13 protein-coding genes are annotated in these 16,911 nt (G+C 74.2%); 11 read left to right on the top strand and 2 right to left on the bottom strand.

Annotated features, from left to right (window positions below; translation table 11 throughout):
- Positions 1 to 3 precede the first annotated feature (3 nt).
- A complete protein-coding gene (locus AQJ30_RS15005) occupies positions 4 to 3,720 on the top strand; it encodes a glycosyltransferase family 2 protein (RefSeq protein WP_079084059.1) in 3,717 nt (1,238 codons plus the stop codon).
- The gene (locus tag AQJ30_RS15000; RefSeq protein WP_067233640.1) at positions 3,717 to 5,282 is read left to right on the top strand and encodes a DUF5719 family protein; all 1,566 of its coding nucleotides are present in this window, start codon (positions 3,717 to 3,719) and stop codon (positions 5,280 to 5,282) included. The genes AQJ30_RS15005 and AQJ30_RS15000 overlap by 4 nt, the downstream gene beginning before the upstream one ends.
- 62 nt (positions 5,283 to 5,344) lie before the next feature.
- On the opposite strand, the gene AQJ30_RS14995 is transcribed toward AQJ30_RS15000, so the two are convergent.
- A complete protein-coding gene (locus tag AQJ30_RS14995; protein ID WP_079084058.1) occupies positions 5,345 to 5,794 on the bottom strand; it encodes a metallopeptidase family protein in 450 nt (149 codons plus the stop codon).
- Between the two features lie 294 nt (positions 5,795 to 6,088).
- Here AQJ30_RS14995 and AQJ30_RS14990 point away from each other — a divergent pair, with 294 nt between their 5' ends.
- The 8 genes from AQJ30_RS14990 (at position 6,089) to AQJ30_RS14960 (ending at position 14,574) form a co-directional block, all read left to right on the top strand.
- Positions 6,089 to 6,505: a DUF3499 domain-containing protein gene (locus AQJ30_RS14990; RefSeq protein WP_079084057.1), complete on the top strand. Its 417-nt coding sequence runs from the start codon at positions 6,089 to 6,091 to the stop codon at positions 6,503 to 6,505.
- A 191-nt stretch (positions 6,506 to 6,696) separates the two neighbouring features.
- Positions 6,697 to 8,061: a phosphomannomutase/phosphoglucomutase gene (locus tag AQJ30_RS14985; protein WP_067234688.1), complete on the top strand. Its 1,365-nt coding sequence runs from the start codon at positions 6,697 to 6,699 to the stop codon at positions 8,059 to 8,061.
- Positions 8,062 to 8,243: 182 nt separating this feature from the next.
- Positions 8,244 to 8,414 carry a Trm112 family protein gene (locus tag AQJ30_RS36925; protein ID WP_079084056.1) on the top strand — a complete coding sequence of 57 codons (171 nt, stop codon included), beginning with the start codon at positions 8,244 to 8,246 and terminating at the stop codon, positions 8,412 to 8,414.
- A 160-nt stretch (positions 8,415 to 8,574) separates the two neighbouring features.
- Entirely contained in the window at positions 8,575 to 9,708 is a 1,134-nt protein-coding gene (locus AQJ30_RS14980) for an SIS domain-containing protein (protein ID WP_067233636.1), read from the top strand.
- Positions 9,709 to 9,752: 44 nt separating this feature from the next.
- The gene (manA, locus tag AQJ30_RS14975; protein ID WP_067233634.1) at positions 9,753 to 10,904 is read left to right on the top strand and encodes a mannose-6-phosphate isomerase, class I; all 1,152 of its coding nucleotides are present in this window, start codon (positions 9,753 to 9,755) and stop codon (positions 10,902 to 10,904) included.
- 144 nt (positions 10,905 to 11,048) lie between these two features.
- Entirely contained in the window at positions 11,049 to 12,029 is a 981-nt protein-coding gene (locus AQJ30_RS14970) for a cation diffusion facilitator family transporter (protein ID WP_067233632.1), read from the top strand.
- A 295-nt stretch (positions 12,030 to 12,324) separates the two neighbouring features.
- Positions 12,325 to 13,782, top strand: a complete 1,458-nt coding sequence (ahcY, locus tag AQJ30_RS14965) for an adenosylhomocysteinase (RefSeq protein WP_067233631.1) — start codon at positions 12,325 to 12,327, stop codon at positions 13,780 to 13,782.
- Positions 13,783 to 13,959: 177 nt separating this feature from the next.
- Positions 13,960 to 14,574 (top strand): hypothetical protein, encoded by a 615-nt coding sequence (locus tag AQJ30_RS14960; protein WP_067233629.1) that lies wholly within the window; start codon positions 13,960 to 13,962, stop codon positions 14,572 to 14,574.
- A gap of 22 nt (positions 14,575 to 14,596) precedes the next feature.
- Here AQJ30_RS14960 and AQJ30_RS14955 read toward each other — a convergent pair whose 3' ends face one another.
- Positions 14,597 to 15,553 (bottom strand): RDD family protein, encoded by a 957-nt coding sequence (locus AQJ30_RS14955; protein ID WP_067233627.1) that lies wholly within the window; start codon positions 15,551 to 15,553, stop codon positions 14,597 to 14,599.
- 149 nt (positions 15,554 to 15,702) lie between these two features.
- Between AQJ30_RS14955 and AQJ30_RS14950 the strand changes: the two genes are divergently transcribed.
- Positions 15,703 to 16,710: a stage II sporulation protein M gene (locus AQJ30_RS14950; protein WP_067233626.1), complete on the top strand. Its 1,008-nt coding sequence runs from the start codon at positions 15,703 to 15,705 to the stop codon at positions 16,708 to 16,710.
- Positions 16,711 to 16,911 lie beyond the last annotated feature (201 nt).

Below are 16,911 nucleotides of genomic sequence, written 5' to 3'. Positions count from 1 at the left end.
TCGATGTCCGCGTACAGCCACTCGACAGCGCGTCACGACGCCGCTGCCACGGCGGGATTCGACCCGACCCACCTGCCGGGATCCGACCCGACCCGCCCTCCCGAGTTCCCGCGCCACGTGGTGACCGCGGTCCTCGTCTCCCACGACGGGGCCCGCTGGCTGCCCGACGCGCTCGCCGGCCTGCTCGGCCAGGAGCGGCCCGTGCAGTCCGTCATGGCCGCCGACACCGGCAGCGCCGACGACTCCGCCCAGCTGGTCACCGAGGCCCTCGGCGCCGACCGGGTCCTCCACCTCGCCCGCCGCACCGGCTTCGGCCAGGCCGTCGAGGAGGCCACCCGCACGGCCCCGGTCCTCACCCCCGACGACCTGCCGTACCTCAAGCGCCCCAGCGGCTGGGACCCCGTCACGCGCACGTGGCGCGACGACGCCTACGACCTGCCCGAACTCCCGTACGGCGAACCGGTCCAGTGGCTGTGGCTGCTGCACGACGACTGCGCGCCCGAGCCCGACGCCCTGGCCGAGATGCTGCGGGTCGTCGAGACCGAGCTCGAACTGGGGCGCGACGACGTGGCCGTGGTCGGCCCCAAGCTGCGCGGCTGGTACGACCGGCGGCAACTCCTGGAGGTCGGCGTCAGCATCGCCCCCTCCGGCCGCCGCTGGACCGGCCTGGACCGCCGCGAGCAGGACCAGGGCCAGCACGACCACGTGCGCTCCGTGCTGTCGGTGTCCACCGCGGGCATGCTGATCCGCCGCGACGTCTTCGAACAGCTCGGCGGCTTCGACCGCCGGCTGCCCCTGATGCGCGACGACGTCGACCTGTGCTGGCGCGCGCACGCCGCCGGCCACCGCGTCCTGGTCGCCCCCGAGGCGGTCGTCCGGCACGCCGAGGCGGCCTCGCGCGAGCGCCGCACCGTCGACTGCGCGGGCCGCACCACCGCCTCCCCGCACAAGGTCGACAAGGCGGGCGCCGTCTACACCCTCCTCGTCAACAGCCGTACGGCGGCGCTGCCCTGGGTCCTCGTGCGCGTGGTCGTCGGCACGCTGCTGCGCACCCTCGCCTACCTCGTCGGCAAGGTCCCCGGCCAGGCCCTCGACGAGATCCGCGGCCTGCTGGGCACCCTGCTGCGGCCCGAGCGGATCGTCGCCGGACGCAAGAGGCGCGGCCGCCCGGCCGTCGACAAGGACGAGCTGCGGCCGCTGTTCCCGCCGCCCGGCGCGACCGTGCGGGCCACCGTCGAACAGGCCGCGGGCGACCTCTTCGGCTCCTCCGACGCCGAGGTGCCCTCGGCCGGCCGGCACGGCGGCGGCCTGGAGTCCGGGCCCGGCGGCGACGACGCCGACTTCCTCGAGGTCGAGCAGTTCGCCCGCCTCAAGCGCATCGCCCGCAAGCCCGGTCCGGTGCTCTTCCTGCTCCTGCTCGCGGTCTCCCTGGTCGCCTGCCGCAACCTCCTCGGCGGCGGCGCGCTCGCCGGCGGCGCCCTGCTGCCCGCCCCGGCCGACGCCTCCGAGCTGTGGTCGCGCTACGCGGACGCCTGGCACCCGGTCGGCGCCGGCGGCACCCCGTCCGCGCCGCCCTACCTCGCGGTCGTCGCCACCCTGGCCACCCTGCTGTTCGGCTCGACCGGCCTCGCCCTGACGGTCCTGCTGGTCTGCTCGGTGCCCCTGGCCGGGTTCACCGCGTACTTCGCCTCCCGCCCCCTCGTCGAGTCCCGGCTGCTGCGCGCCTGGGCGGCCGTCGTCTACGCCTTCCTGCCCGCCGCCACCGGCGCGCTCGCCGGCGGCCGCGTCGGCACCGCCGTGCTCGCGGTGCTGCTGCCGCTCCTCGCCCGCGCGGGCGTCGCCGCGAGCGGCCTCGCCCACCGGCCGGGCACCCGCGGCAGCTGGCGCGCCACCTGGGCCTACGCGCTGCTGCTGACCGTCACCACCGCGTTCACGCCGATCGTGTGGCCGATCGCGCTGGTCCTCGCCCTCGCCGTGCTGGCCCTGCGCCGCGCCGACCTCCCCGCCCACGGCCTGCGCTTCCTGGCCCAGCTGGGCACCCCCCTGCTGGTCCTGGCGCCCTGGTCGCTGTCCCTGCTGCCGTTCGGCTTCTTCACCCAGGCAGGCCTCGACTTCGGCGCCTCCGCGGCCTCCGCGCTGGACCTGCTCGGCGCCAGCCCCGGCGGCCCCGGCACGGTGGACGGGCTGATGCTGATCGGCATCGTCCTGGCCGCGCTGGCCGCCCTGCTGCGCGCCGAGCGCCACCGCAGCGTCCTCACCGCCTGGGCGGTGGCCCTGGTCGGCCTGGTCTTCGCGGTCCTGTCCAACGGCTCCACCTGGGCCGGTCCGGCCACCCTCGTCTACGGCATCGCCCTGCTCACCGCCGCCGCGCTCGGCGCCGACGGAGCACGCGCGCGGGTCGCCGAGCAGAGCTTCGGCTGGCGCCAGCCGGTCGCCGCGCTGATCGCCTTCGCCTCGGCCGCCGGCCCGCTGCTGGTCGCCGCCGGCTGGATGATCGGCGGCGCCGACGGGCCGCTGGAGCGCCGCGACCCCGTGCAGGTGCCCGCGTTCGTCGCCGAGGAGGCCGGCACCCGCGACCAGGCCCGCACCCTCGTGCTGGACAGCGGCTCCGCCGCCCACGTCGACTACATGCTGGTGCGCGGTTCCGGCGCCCGCCTCGGCGACGCCGAACTGGCCGCCGCCGACGGGGAGAACGCCCGGCTCGACAAGGTCGTCGCCAGCCTCGTCGCCGGCTCCGGCGCCGACCAGGCCGACGAACTCGGCAAGTTCGCCGTCGCGTACGTCCTGGTCCACAAGGGCGCCCCGCGCGAGGTGACGCGCGTGCTGGACGCCACCCCGGGCCTGAAGCGGCTCAGCCAGCAGGACGGCAGCGCCCTGTGGGCGGTGGACCGCGAGGTCTCCCGCGCGGCGATCGTCACCGCCTCCGGCTCCGGCACCCCGACCCCGGTCGCGGCCGGCCCCGTCGAGGTGCACACCACGGTCCCCGACGGCGCCGACGGCCGGATCCTGCGCCTGGCCGACTCCGCTGCCGAGGGCTGGACGGCCACCCTCGACGGCAAGCCGCTGCAGCGCACCACCGTCGACGGCTGGGCCCAGGGCTTCGAGCTGCCCTCCTCCGGCGGGAAGCTGGACGTCACCTACGACGACCCGTTCACCCACACCCTGTGGCTGTGGGCGCAAGGCCTGCTCGCCCTCGTCCTCGTGGTGCTCGCCCTGCCGGGCCGCCGCCGCGACGTCGACGACGACCTCCCCGAGGAGGAGCCGGTCCCGGCCCAGGCCGTCGCCGGCGAGGGCCGCCGCGCCCGCCGCCTGCGCGACCGTGCCGAGGCCGCCGAAGCCGGCACCCCGGACGACGACGCCCCCTCGCCCGAGACGCCGCAGGCCCCGCCCGCCGTCCCGCAGCAGCGGCCGTACGACGAGTGGGACACCTCGGCGGCGACGTACGCCGACACCGACTACGGGAAGTACCCCGACGGCGCCTACCAGGGCGCCCCGCAGTACCCCGCGGGCGGCTACGACCAGCAGACCTACGACCCCTACCAGGCCGGCTCCTACGACCCGTACGGCTACGACGGCCAGGCCCAGCAGGCGCCGTACGACCCGGCGACGTACCCGCAGCAGTCCTACGACCCGGCGTACGGCCAGGGCTACGACCCCGCGTACGACCCGGCGCCGCAGCACCCCCACGGACATGAGCGCCCCGACGGGAGCCAGCAGTGAACCGCACGACCCTGTCCCTGATCGCCTGCGTGGCCGCGCTCGCCGCCGTCACCGGCTTCGCCACGCTCGACGCGCCCGACACCTCCGGCGCGGACACCACCAAGGCGGCCGCCCGACTGCCCGTGGAGCGCACCGGCCTGGTCTGCCCGGCGCCCAGCACCTCCGACCTCGCGGAGACCGCGTACACGTCGTTCACGCCCGTCACCAAGGGCGCCGCCGCGAAGGGCACCGCCCAGCTGACGGCCGCCACCGAGGAGTCCACGGACGCCACCGGCAAGACCGACGGCAAGGACGGCAAGACGGACGGCAAGACCGGCGAGACGGACGGCAAGACCGGCAAGTCCAAGGAGAAGGGCGGGAAGACGGCGGCGAAGCCCGTGCTCGCCCCGAAGGCGCCCGGCACCCCGGCCACCGGCAGCACCAGCGGCGGCACCACGCCCGCGTACCTGGGCACCGCCGAGGGCGCGTACGCGCCGGGCTGGACCCTCCAGGAGACCACCCAGGTCGCCGCGGGCACCGGCCGCGGCCTGCTCGGCGTCAACTGCACCGCCCCGGACACCGAGTTCTGGTTCCCCGGCGCCAGCACGGCCGCCGACCGCACGGACTACGTGCACCTCACCAACCCCGACGACTCGGCCGCCGTCGTCGACATCGAGCTCTACGGCCCCGACGGCGCCCTGCAGACCACCGTCGGCGAGGGCATCACGGTCCCCCCGCACGCGAGCGACCCGATCCTGCTGTCCACGCTGACCGCCGAGAAGCAGGACGCGGTCACCGTGCACGTCAACGTGCGCAGCGGGCGGGTCGGGGCCGCCGTCCAGGCGCTGGACGACAAGCTGGGCGGTGACTGGCTGGCCCCGGCCGGCGACCCGGCGGGCAGCCTGGTGATCCCGGGCATCCCCAAGGACGCCGTGTCCGTCCGGCTGGTCGCCTTCGCACCCGGGAACGCCGACGCCGACCTGAAGGTCCAACTGGCCTCCTCCACGGGGCTGATCACCCCGGCGGGCCACGAGACGCTGCACGTCAAGGGCAAGATGTCGGCCTCGGTCGACCTGGGCGACGTCACGCGCGGCGAGGCGGGCTCCCTGGTGCTGACGCCGACGGACGACGCCGTGCCGGTCGTCGCCGCCGTCCGGGTCGTGCGTGGCAAGGGCGACGACCAGGAGTCGGCGTTCATCCCGGCCACGGCCGACGTCGGCACGCGGGCGTCGGTCGCCGACAACCGGGCCAAGGCCGCCACGCTCTCCCTGACGGCGCCCACCGGCACGGCCCAGGTGAAGGTCACGTCCTCGGCGGGCAGCGAGGGCGGTGCGACGGCGTCCCAGACGTACACGCTCAAGCCCGGCACGACCCAGGACGTCGTGCCCCCCGCGCCGCAGGGGCTGAAGGGCACGTACGCGATCACGGTGGAGCACGTGTCGGGGGCGCCGGTGTACGCGGCGCGGACCCTGCTGTCCACCGACAAGGACACCCCCGGCTTCACGATCCAGACGCTCCCCGACGACCGCGGGACGGTGTCCGTGCCGGAGGCGGACGAGAACCTGGACGTGCTGCAGCGGTAGCCGGGCCGCGGCGGCGGGGCTGGGCGCGAGGGGGGCGTGCCAGCGGGGCGCCCCCGTTCCGGTCAGTCCTCGCCGTAGCGGGGGTCGACCGTCTCCGGCGTCAGGCCCAGCAGTTCGGCCACCTGCTCCACGACGACCTCGTGCACCAGCGCGGCCCGTTCGTCCCGTCCCTTCGTGCGGATCTCGACGGGCCGCCGGTACACGACCACCCGCGCCCGGCGCCCGTCGCGGGCCGGGATCGTGCCGCCGAGCGGCACGGCCTCGTCGTTCCACGGGACGCCCGACCCGTCCAGCCGGGGCACCTCGAGCACCATGAAGTCCATCTCGGCGAGCTGCGGCCACCGCCGCTCCAGCCGCTCCACCGAGTCCTGCACCAGGTCCGCGAACGCGTCGGCACGGCTGGCCGCCAGCGGCACCTGCGGGGGTGCGATCGGCCCGCGCATGCCCCGTCCGTGGCGATCACGTCGGCGGGGCCCGGGGCCTGCGGCACGGGGCGGTACGGGGTTGTCCATCACTACCGAAGCGTAGCCGTCGCCGCCCCCCGCCGCCCGGCCCGACGCCAGGGACCGGACACCGTCCGACTCCGCCCACGGCGTGTCACGGGATGACCATTCCAGCCAAGGTTGGGCTCGATTCCGTATCCCTCCGGGACCGGCGAACTCGTGGCAATTGATGGCCTTTGCACCGATCAGTGACCGGCCGGATCGATCCCCTCTGCCGCCAGGGCTGGTGTTCACCCAGGTCAGAGAGGTATGACAGGAGTGATCTGTGGGGCGTTTCACAACACGACACGGTGGAGTGACCTGGTGGAGAGTCGTCGCGGCCCGCTCAAGAGTGCGGTACCGTCCAACGTCGTGAGCCCTGTACGTCGCTGTTCGCGCACCGCTTGCGGCCGACCCGCCGTCGCGACGCTGACGTACGTCTACGCCGACTCGACCGCGGTCCTCGGCCCGCTCGCCACCTACGCCGAACCCCACTGCTACGACCTGTGCGCCGAGCACTCCGAGCGCCTCACCGCCCCGCGCGGCTGGGAGGTCGTCCGCCTGCTCGACGGTTCGGCCCCCGCCCGCCCCAGCGGCGACGACCTGGAAGCGCTCGCCAACGCGGTGCGCGAGGCGGCCCGCCCCCAGGAGCGGGCGGCCGGCGGCGGTTCCCGCGGGGCGGACCCGATGGAGGTCGCCCGCCGCGGCCACCTCCGGGTGCTGCGCTCCCCGGACAACTGACCCGGCACCTGACAACTGGCCCCCGCCGCGCGCCAGTCCGCCCCCCGGCGCCTTCCTCCGGCTCGGCCGGTCCGCTGCCCGTCCCTCTCCAGGGTGACGCCGTCCCCTTCCAGGGTGCACTTCCGGTATGCCCGTTGACGGTCCCGTACCTGTAGTTTGTGGCGACCGAGTGGACCTGAGGAAGGGTGACCGTGGCTGCTGACCTGTCGCAGATCGTGAAGGCGTACGACGTGCGCGGCGTGGTCCCGGACCAGTGGGACGAGTCGCTGGCCGAGCTGTTCGGCGCGGCCTTCGCCCAGGTGACCGGCGCCCGCGCGATCGTCGTCGGCCACGACATGCGGCCCTCCTCGCCCGGCCTGGCCGCCGCCTTCGCGCGCGGTGCGGCGGCCCGCGGCGTCGACGTCACCGGCATCGGCCTGTGCTCCACGGACCAGCTGTACTACGCCTCCGGCGCGCTCGATGTACCGGGCGCCATGTTCACCGCCTCGCACAACCCGGCCCAGTACAACGGCATCAAGCTGTGCCGCGCGGGCGCGGCGCCCGTCGGCCAGGACACCGGCCTCGCGGAGATCCGCGCCCTGGTGGAGCGGTGGAGCACCACGGGCGCCCCCGAGCCGGCGCAGCGGCCGGGAACCCTCACCCGGCGCGAGACGTTGGACGACTACGCGGCGCACCTGCGCTCCCTCGTCGACCTGACCTCGATCCGCCCCCTGAAGGTCGTCGTCGACGCGGGCAACGGCATGGGCGGCCACACCGTCCCGACCGTCTTCGCCGGCCTGCCGCTGACCCTGGTGCCGATGTACTTCGAGCTGGACGGCACCTTCCCCAACCACGAGGCCAACCCCCTGGACCCCGCCAATCTCGTCGACCTGCAGAAGCGGGTCCCCGTGGAGGGCGCCGACCTCGGCATCGCCTTCGACGGCGACGCCGACCGCTGCTTCGTCGTCGACCAGAACGGCGACCCGGTCTCGCCGTCCGCGATCACCGCCCTGGTGGCCGCCCGGGAGCTGGCCCGCAACGGAGGCACGGGCACGGTCATCCACAACCTGATCACGTCCTGGACGGTGCCGGAGGTGGTGAAGGAGAACGGCGGCACCCCCGTGCGCACCCGCGTCGGCCACTCCTTCATCAAGGCCGAGATGGCCCGCAGCGGCGCCATCTTCGGCGGCGAGCACTCGGCCCACTACTACTTCAAGGACTTCTGGAACGCCGACACCGGCATGCTGGCCGCCCTGCACGTCCTCGCGGCCCTCGGCGGCCAGGACGGCCCCCTGTCCGCGCTGGTCGCCCAGTACGACCGCTACGCCGGCTCAGGGGAGATCAACTCCACGGTCGCCGACCAGGCGGGACGCATCGCCGCCCTCAAGGCGGCCTACGGCGACCGTGAGGACGTCACCCTGGACGAGCTCGACGGGCTCACCGTGTCCGCGGCCGACTGGTGGTTCAACGTCCGCCCCTCCAACACCGAACCGCTGCTGCGGCTCAACGCGGAGGCGCGCGACGAGGCGACGATGGCCGCGGTGCGGGACGAGGTCCTGGCCGTCATCCGCGCCTGACGGCAGCCCCGGAGCGGGGCCGCGGCCGGGGCGACGGTCGGGGCGGCGGCCGAGGTGGCCGTCACCCCGCGTCGGCCGTTCCACCGGCGGTACGCTGACCAGGCACATCCGCACCCGCCCGCACAGCGCGGCGCACGCGTGCGGCGCAGCGCCCGTACGACCCATCTCGAAGGGACAGCCCCATGCCGCTCGAAGCCGGCCTTCTGGAGATCCTCGCCTGCCCGGCCTGCCACGCGCCCCTCAAGGAGCAGGACGCCGAGCTGGTCTGCACCGGACAGGACTGCGGCCTGGCGTACCCGGTGCGCGACGGCATCCCCGTCCTCCTCGTGGACGAGGCCCGCCGCCCGGAGTGAGCCCCGCGCGGTCCGCCGGGGACCACCCGCGGCCGCCGCGCCCCCGGGGCCCCGCCCCGCCGGGCGTCCGACCGCGGCCGGCGTTCCCGCACGGATCCGCGTCCCCCGCCACCCGGCGCCCGCACCCCCGACGACCACCGGCGATCGGAGACCTGACGCCATGCTCGACGAATCGCTGCTCGACACGCCGGAGGCCCTGGCCGACGCCGACCGCCGGGCCCTGCTGCGCGGCGCGGCCGAGGCCGGTGCCCGGGTGCGCACCGCCGCCCGGTACGCCGTCGAGGCCGGGGTGGGGCAGCTCAAGCCGGACGGCCGCCCCCGCGCCGTCCTCATCGCCGGCCCCGGCGCCGCCGCCACCTGCGCCGCCGACCTGCTCGGCACCCTCGCCGGCGCCGCCTGCCCGGTCACCCGCCTCGCCCCCACCGGCGTGGCCCCCGCCGCGGGCGCCCTGCGCTGGGACCTCCCCGGCTGGGCCGGATCGCTCGACCTGCTGCTCATCGCCACCCCGGACGGCAGCGAACCCGGCCTCTCCCTCCTCGCCGAGCAGGCCTACCGCCGCGGCTGCACGGTCGTCGCCGTCGCCCCCGCGGGCGCCCCGCTCACCGAGTCCTCCGGCGTCGCGCACGGCCTGTTCGTGCCCATGGCGACCGCACCGTACGAGCAGGACGACCTGCCGCCGGCCGCGGCCTCCGCCCCCGGCGTCCTGTGGGCCCTGCTCACCCCGCTGCTGGCGCTCCTGGACCGCATCGCGCTGCTCTCCGCCCCCGCCGACGCGCTGGACAAGGTCGCCGACCGCCTCGACCGCGTCGCCGAGCGCTGCGGCCCGGCCATCGCGACGTACAGCAACCCCGCCAAGACCCTCGCCGCGGAACTCGCCGACACGCTGCCCGTCGTCTGGACCGAGGGCGTCTCCGCCGGACCCGCCGGCCGGCGCTTCGCCGCCGCACTGGCCGAGCTGTCCGGCCGTCCCGCGCTCGTCGCCGAACTCCCCGAGGCGCTCGCCGAGCACAGCGCGCTGCTCGCCGGCCCGCTCGCCGCCGGCGCCGACCCCGACGACTTCTTCCGCGACCGCGTGGAGGAGCCGCCCGCGCTGCACGCCCGCGTGGTGCTGCTCCGCGACCGCCCCATCGGCGGCCTCACCGCCGCCCCCGCCGCCCGTGACCTGGCCCTCGGCAACGACACGCCGATCAGCGAACTCGAACCCGAACCCGGCGACGAACTCGAGACCCTCGCCGAGCTGATCGCCGTCACCGATTTCGCCGCCGTTTACCTGGCGCTCGCCTCCGGCGCCTGATCCTTGGTCCGACCCACGTACTACGACAGCCCGCAAGGAACGGTATGGACCGCCTCGACAACACCGTCCGCCCCTACGCCTGGGGTTCGACCACCGCGATCCCCCAGCTCCTCGGCGTCGAGCCGACCGGTGAGCCGCAGGCGGAGATGTGGATGGGCGCCCACCCCGGCGCCCCCTCCGGCACCGGCCGGGGCTCCCTCGACCAGGTGATCGAGGCCGACCCGGAACGCGAACTCGGCGCCGCGGCCGTGGCGAAGTTCGGCCCGCGCCTGCCGTTCCTGCTGAAGCTGCTCGCCGCCGGCGCTCCCCTCTCCCTCCAGGTGCACCCCGACCTGGACCAGGCCCGGCAGGGCTACGAGGACGAGGAGCGCCGCGGCATCCCGGTCGACGCCCCGCACCGCAACTACAAGGACGCCAACCACAAGCCCGAACTGGTCTGCGCGCTCACCGAGTTCGACGGCCTGTGCGGCTTCCGCGACCCGGCCCACGCCGCCGACCTGCTGGAAGGCCTCGGCGTCGCCTCCCTCACGCCGTACGTCGACGTGCTGCGCGCCCACCCCGGGGACGCCGCCCTGCGCGAGGTCCTGACCGCCCTGCTGACCGCCGACCGCACGGAGCTGGCCCACACCGTCGACCTCGCCGCGGCCGCCTGCGAACGCCTCGGCGGCGACTACGCGCCCTACGCCGGCATAGCCCACCACTACCCCGGCGACCCCGGCGTCCTCGCCGCGATGCTCCTGAACCACGTCAGGCTCCAGCCCGGCGAGGCCCTGTTCCTCGGCGCGGGCATCCCGCACGCGTACCTCAGCGGACTCGGCGTGGAGATCATGGCCAACTCCGACAACGTGCTGCGCTGCGGCCTGACCCCCAAGCACGTCGACGTCCCCGAACTCCTGCGCGTGGTCCGCTTCGAGCCCCGCGACCCGGGTGTGCTGCGCCCCGAGGCCGCCCCCGACGGCGAAGAGGTCTACGAGACGCCCATCGACGAGTTCCGCCTGTCCCGGTACGTCCTGCCCCGGGGCGCCGCCGCCCACGACCTGACGCGCGCCACCCCGCAGATCCTGCTCTGCACCGCGGGCACGGTCCGGGTGGGGGATGAGGAGCTCTCGGCGGGGCAGTCGGTGTTCGTCGCGGCGGGCGAGAAGGCCGAGGCGTCCGGTGCGGGCACCCTGTTCCGCGCCACGGTCATCGCCTGATCCTGACAACAGGATCGTATGACCGCGTCTGTGGATACCTGAGAAGCCAGTGGCGAACGGGGCTGCAAGAATGGCCCACCGGCAAAGAGCGGGCAAAGGCCCCGCCGGGCCAGGCGGACGACGGCGAAGGGACAACGCGGACACATGAGCGCGTCAGGCGGCACCAGGGCGATCGTGGCGGCACTCGGAGCCAACCTCGCGATCGCGGCATCGAAGTTCGTGGCGTTCGCGTTCAGCGGCTCGTCGTCGATGCTCGCCGAGGGCGTGCACTCCCTCGCCGACTCCGGCAACCAGTTCCTGCTGCTGGTCGGCGGCAAGAAGGCCCAGCGCGAGGCCACCCCGCAACACCCGTTCGGCTACGGCCGCGAGCGCTACATCTACGCCTTCCTCGTCTCGATCGTCCTCTTCTCCGTCGGCGGCATGTTCGCCGTCTACGAGGGCTACGAGAAGATCCGCCACCCGCACGAACTGGAGCACTGGTACTGGCCCGTGGGCGTGCTCGTCTTCGCGATCCTCGCCGAGGGCTTCTCGTTCCGCACGGCCATCAGGGAATCCAACGAACACCGCGGCAAGCTCAGTTGGTCCCAGTTCATCCGCCGCGCCAAGGCACCCGAGCTGCCCGTCGTCCTGCTGGAGGACTTCGGCGCGCTCATCGGCCTGGTCCTCGCCCTCGGCGGCGTCGGCCTCGCCCTGCTGACCGGCGACGGCGTCTGGGACGGCATCGGCACCGTCTGCATCGGTGTCCTGCTCGTCCTCATCGCGCTGGTCCTGGCCGCCGAGACCAAGTCCCTGCTCCTCGGCGAGTCCGCCGGCCTGGAGGAGGTCCGCAGGATCGAGGCCGCCGTCGTCGACGGCCACACCGTCACCGGCATCATCCACATGCGCACCCTGCACCTCGGCCCCGAGGAGCTCCTCGTCGCCGCGAAGATCGCCGTCCAGCACGACGACACCGCCGGCGAGATCGCCGCCGCCATCAACGCCGCCGAGGCCCGCATCCGCGAAGCCGTCCCCATCGCCCGCGTCATCTACCTCGAACCGGACATCTACAGCGAGACCGAAGCCGCCCGCGGCGCCGACCCGGAGGCCACCCCCGGCGGCCCCGCACCCCACGCGGCCGGTCACTGACCGTCACGGCGCCCCCTCACCCGCCGCTACAGGACCGCACGCGAACGGCTCGATCCGACCGCGGGCGGACTGGGGGCCGCCGCCGTGTCCGGTGTAGCTTGGAACGGAGCCAGACGTCGCTGCTGATGGCGGTCGGGCGGTCCCGACACGGACCGACCGAGGGAGAGAGGGCCTCCGACGGACTGCGCTGCGCGTACGCGGGCATGCCTGTGCCCTCCTTCGGGCACCCCGGTGTCCGCCGCCGCGCAGACCAGCCGTACCCAGACCTCGCCCCAACCCCGAGGAGCAGCTCGCAATGACGACTGTCGACAACCGACAGGACTTCAAGGTCGCCGACCTCTCCCTGGCCGAGTTCGGCCGCAAGGAGATCACCCTCGCCGAGCACGAGATGCCCGGCCTGATGGCGATCCGCAAGGAGTACGCCGAGGCCCGGCCGCTGGCCGGCGCCCGCGTCACCGGCTCCCTGCACATGACGGTGCAGACCGCCGTCCTCATCGAGACCCTGGTCGCCCTCGGCGCCGAGGTCCGCTGGGCGTCCTGCAACATCTTCTCCACCCAGGACCACGCGGCCGCCGCCATCGCCGTCGGCCCGAACGGCACGCCGGACAACCCGCAGGGCGTCCCCGTCTTCGCCTGGAAGGGCGAGACCCTCGAAGAGTACTGGTGGTGCACCGAGCAGGCGCTGACCTGGCCGGACAGCCCCACCGGCGGACCCAACATGATCCTCGACGACGGCGGCGACGCGACCCTGCTGGTCCACAAGGGCGTCGAGTACGAGAAGGACGGCAAGGTCCCCTCGCCCGACACCGCCGAGTCCGACGAGCACCGGGTCATCCTGGAGCTGCTCACCCGCACGGTGGCCGAGTCCCCCCAGAAGTGGACGCAGCTGGCCTCCGAGATCCGCGGGGTGACCGAGGAGACCACGACGGGCGTGCACCGGCTGTACGAGATGCAGCGCGACGGGGTGCTGCTGTTCCCGGCGATCAACGTCAACGACGCGGTGACGAAGTCGAAGTTCGACAACAAGTACGGCTGCCGCCACTCGCTGATCGACGGCATCAACCGGGCCACGGACACGCTGATCGGCGGCAAGACGGCCGTGGTGTGCGGGTACGGCGACGTCGGCAAGGGCTGTGCGGAGTCGCTGCGCGGCCAGGGCGCCCGCGTGATCATCACCGAGATCGACCCGATCTGCGCGCTGCAGGCGGCGATGGACGGCTACCAGGTCACCACCCTCGAGGACGTCGTGGAGACGGCCGACATCTTCATCACGACCACCGGCAACAAGGACATCATCCTGGCCTCGGACATGGCGCGGATGAAGCACCAGGCGATCGTGGGCAACATCGGCCACTTCGACAACGAGATCGACATGGCCGGCCTGGCGAAGATCGAGGGCATCGTCAAGGACGAGGTCAAGCCGCAGGTGCACACCTGGACCTTCCCCGACGGCAAGAAGATCATCGTGCTGTCCGAGGGCCGTCTGCTGAACCTGGGCAATGCCACCGGCCACCCCTCGTTCGTGATGTCGAACTCCTTCGCCGACCAGACGCTGGCGCAGATCGAGCTGTTCACCAAGCCCGACGAGTACCCGGTGGGTGTGTACACGCTGCCCAAGCACCTGGACGAGAAGGTCGCCCGCCTGCACCTGGACGCCCTGGGCGTCAAGCTCACCACGCTGCGCCCGGAGCAGGCCGCCTACATCGGCGTGAACGTCGAGGGCCCGTTCAAGTCGGACCACTACCGCTACTGAGCCGGTGACCCGGTCGCCGGCCGCGCGGTCCCGCGCCCCGGCGACCACCACGGCCGGCCACCGGCCGCACCTCCGAGGCAGGCCCCCGCACCCCCGTGTCGGGGGCCTGCCCCGTCGGCCGTCCCGGCCGGGCCACCGTCACGGCGCCCGGCCCGCCCGTCACGACCCAGGACCCCCATGCCCCGCGGCCGCTATTCCCTCCACGACCCGCACGACCACACCCCCCTCGCCGAGGAACACTTCCAGTGCGCCCCCGGCCCCACCGGATGGCGCTACGTCGCACGACGGACGACCCCCACCGGCGAGCACACCGGCTCCGTCGACCTCACCCTGGACGACCTCGGCCGCCCGCTCCGCCTCGAACTGCACGCGGGCAGCTGGCAGGTGCGCGGTGCCGCCCTCGACGGCGTCACCTGGGTCCGCACCGACCCCACCGGAGCCCACGCCACCGAAGGCACCGTGCGCGCCCACGCCTTCACCGGCACATCCCCCGCGTTCCTCGTCGCCACGGCCCGTCTCCTGCGCCTCACCCCCTCCTCCGCAGCGACCCGCGTCCGTCTCGTGGCCCTCACCGACCCGGTGCTCGCCCCCCGCACCGTGGACCAGTCCTGGGCCTTGGTCGACAGCGAAGCACACGCCACTGACAACGGCCCCCTGACCGTGGACACCTACCAGGTCAGCGCCCTGGACACGGGGGAGCAGCACTCCGTGCACATCGCCGGGGACGTGGTCCTCTCGGCGCCCGGCATCGAACTGGAGGACCTGGAGTCACCGCCGTCGACGTTCGCCTGACCCGGACCGCGATCGCGCCTCGTCAGGCGGGCGGGACAAATCCGGTGCCCGGACGCCGACCGGCCGACTGCTCGGGCGGTTCGTCGCCCTGGGAGCCGGGGGCAGGCGCGACCGAACCTTCCGCAGCCGGGGGAGTGAACGTCGGGGTGGCCGCCGGAGCGCTCGCCGGCGGACCGTACGCGGGCGCCGCGGGAGGGACGGGAGCGTACGGGGTGCCCGACGGAGCAGGGACCGCCGGAGAGGCCCGCCGGACCTCCCGAGCCTGCCGCTCCTGCACCACCGCCGCCAGGTACGCGGCCGGCGGCACGCCCTCCGGCGCCGGCGCCCCGGTGTGGGCCACCAGGTCCCCGGCCAGCCGCTGGGCCATGGTCCAGCCGACCTGCGGGTCCAGCTGGTGCATCCGTCCCAGGTACTGGCGGATCGCCAGCCACAGGCCCTCCGGCACCGCCGACAGGTCGAGCCCGGAGAACCGCCCGGCCAGCCACGGCGGGGGAGGCGCGACGAAACCGGTCCGCGCCACCGGCACCCGCTCCCGCACGACGAGCGTCCCCGCGAACACGTCACCCACCCGACGCCCCCGCGCCGACACCAATGACGCGGTGCACGCGACCACCCCGCCCGTCAGCAGGATCTCCACCACCCCGATGGCGCCCCGCACGAGCGCGTGCCGGAACCGGATCGGCCCGCCGTCGTCGCGCACCACCCGCAGACCGCACGCGGCCTTCCCCAGCGAACGCCCGTGGCTCAGCGTCTCCACGGCGATCGGCCCACCCACCAGCACCAGCAGGAACGCGGCGATCGACAGCGCGATCTGCGCCGCGTCGTCCAGCGACGCCGTCCCCAGGACCAGCGCGACGGACACGCCCACGTAGACCACCACGGCCACCGTCAGGTCCAGCAGCGTGGCCAACGCCCTGCTCGGCAGCCTGGCGGGTTGCAGCTCCAGCGCCACCGCCTCGCCGGTCACCAGCTCACTCACGTCCGCGTCCTCTCCCCTGACCTGCCCCGCGACCGGCCAGTCTGCCAAGCTGAGCACACATCGCGCCGCAGTACGACAAGCTGACATCCGGGCCGGCCGCCCCCGCCCTCCGACGACAGCCGACGAACAGCCGAGGAGCAGGCACACCGATGGACCTCGACGTCTTCGTCTCCGCCCACCGGGCCGAATGGGATCGCCTCGACGCCCTGCTGCGCCGCCAGCGCCGCCTCACCGGCCCCGAGGTCGACGAACTCGTCGCGCTCTACCAGCGCACCGCCACCCACCTCTCCCTGATCCAGTCCAGCGCGCCCGACCCGCAGCTCACCGGCCGGCTCAGCCAACTCGTCGCACGCGCGCGAAGCGCCGTCACGGGCGCCCGCCGCGCCTCCTGGCGCGACGCGACCCGCTTCCTCACCCAGGGGTTCCCCGCGGCCGTCTACCGCTCGCGCCACTGGTGGGTCCCCACCGCGCTCCTGTCGACGGCCCTGGCCGTCCTCCTCGGCTGGTGGATCGGCACCCACCCGGAGGTGCAGGCCACCATCGCCACCCCCAGCGACCTGCGCGAACTGACCCGCCCCGGCGGCGAGTACGAGACCTACTACTCCAGCCACCCCGCCGCGGCCTTCGCCGCGCAGGTGTGGACGAACAACGCGCAGGCCGCCGCGATGTGCCTCGTCCTGGGCGTCTTCCTCGGCCTGCCCGTCCTGTGGATCCTCTTCCAGAACATGCTCAACCTGGGCATCGGCCTCGGCCTCATGTCCTCCGCGGGCCGCCTCGACACATTCCTCGGCCTGGTCCTGCCGCACGGCCTGCTCGAACTGACCGCGGTGTTCGTCGCCGCCGGCACCGGCCTGCGCCTCGGCTGGACCGTCATCGACCCGGGCCCCCGCACCCGCCGCACCGCACTGGCCGAAGAAGGCCGAGCGGCGGTCGGCATGGCCATCGGCCTCGCCCTTGTCCTGTTCGTCTCGGGCGCGATCGAAGGCTTCGTCACCCCCTCCGGCCTGCCCACCTGGGCCCGCGTCACCATCGGCGTGACCGCCGAGCTGGCATTCCTCACCTACGTCTACGTCCTCGGCGGCCGGGCCGCGCGCACCGGGGAGACGGGCGACGTGGAGGCGGCCGAGCGCAGCGCCACCGTGCCGACGGCCGCCTGATGTGCGGTCACGCCCGCTGAGCTGCTAGTGTCCTCTTCGCCCCGCAGGAGCTGTTGACACGGATCCGGTGGGGAGGTAGATTCGAACAGTTGCCTGGAACTGGATCTCATCCGGTCGGCAGCGGTTAGTATCTACAGGTCTCACGGAACACAGATTCCAGAGAGACCCCCCGACGAAATCGGAAAACGGCCGCCGGTCAAA

The organism is Streptomyces longwoodensis (assembly GCF_001514125.1).
GTDB lineage: Bacteria > Actinomycetota > Actinomycetes > Streptomycetales > Streptomycetaceae > Streptomyces > Streptomyces longwoodensis.
Note: the sequence above shows the minus strand (reverse complement) of the source record. Positions and strands in the feature narration are given on the sequence as shown.

Bases quoted from the DNA above. Each gene is read 5' to 3' on its own strand.
- AQJ30_RS15005 (WP_079084059.1), top strand. From the start codon at position 4: ATGTCCGCGTACAGCCACTCGACAGCGCGTCACGACGCCGCTGCCACG.
- AQJ30_RS14995 (WP_079084058.1), bottom strand. From the start codon at position 5,794: ATGGACAACCCCGTACCGCCCCGTGCCGCAGGCCCCGGGCCCCGCCGA.
- AQJ30_RS36925 (WP_079084056.1), top strand. From the start codon at position 8,244: ATGCCGCTCGAAGCCGGCCTTCTGGAGATCCTCGCCTGCCCGGCCTGC.
- AQJ30_RS14980 (WP_067233636.1), top strand. From the start codon at position 8,575: ATGCTCGACGAATCGCTGCTCGACACGCCGGAGGCCCTGGCCGACGCC.
- manA (WP_067233634.1), top strand. From the start codon at position 9,753: ATGGACCGCCTCGACAACACCGTCCGCCCCTACGCCTGGGGTTCGACC.
- AQJ30_RS14970 (WP_067233632.1), top strand. From the start codon at position 11,049: ATGAGCGCGTCAGGCGGCACCAGGGCGATCGTGGCGGCACTCGGAGCC.
- ahcY (WP_067233631.1), top strand. From the start codon at position 12,325: ATGACGACTGTCGACAACCGACAGGACTTCAAGGTCGCCGACCTCTCC.
- AQJ30_RS14960 (WP_067233629.1), top strand. From the start codon at position 13,960: ATGCCCCGCGGCCGCTATTCCCTCCACGACCCGCACGACCACACCCCC.
- AQJ30_RS14950 (WP_067233626.1), top strand. From the start codon at position 15,703: ATGGACCTCGACGTCTTCGTCTCCGCCCACCGGGCCGAATGGGATCGC.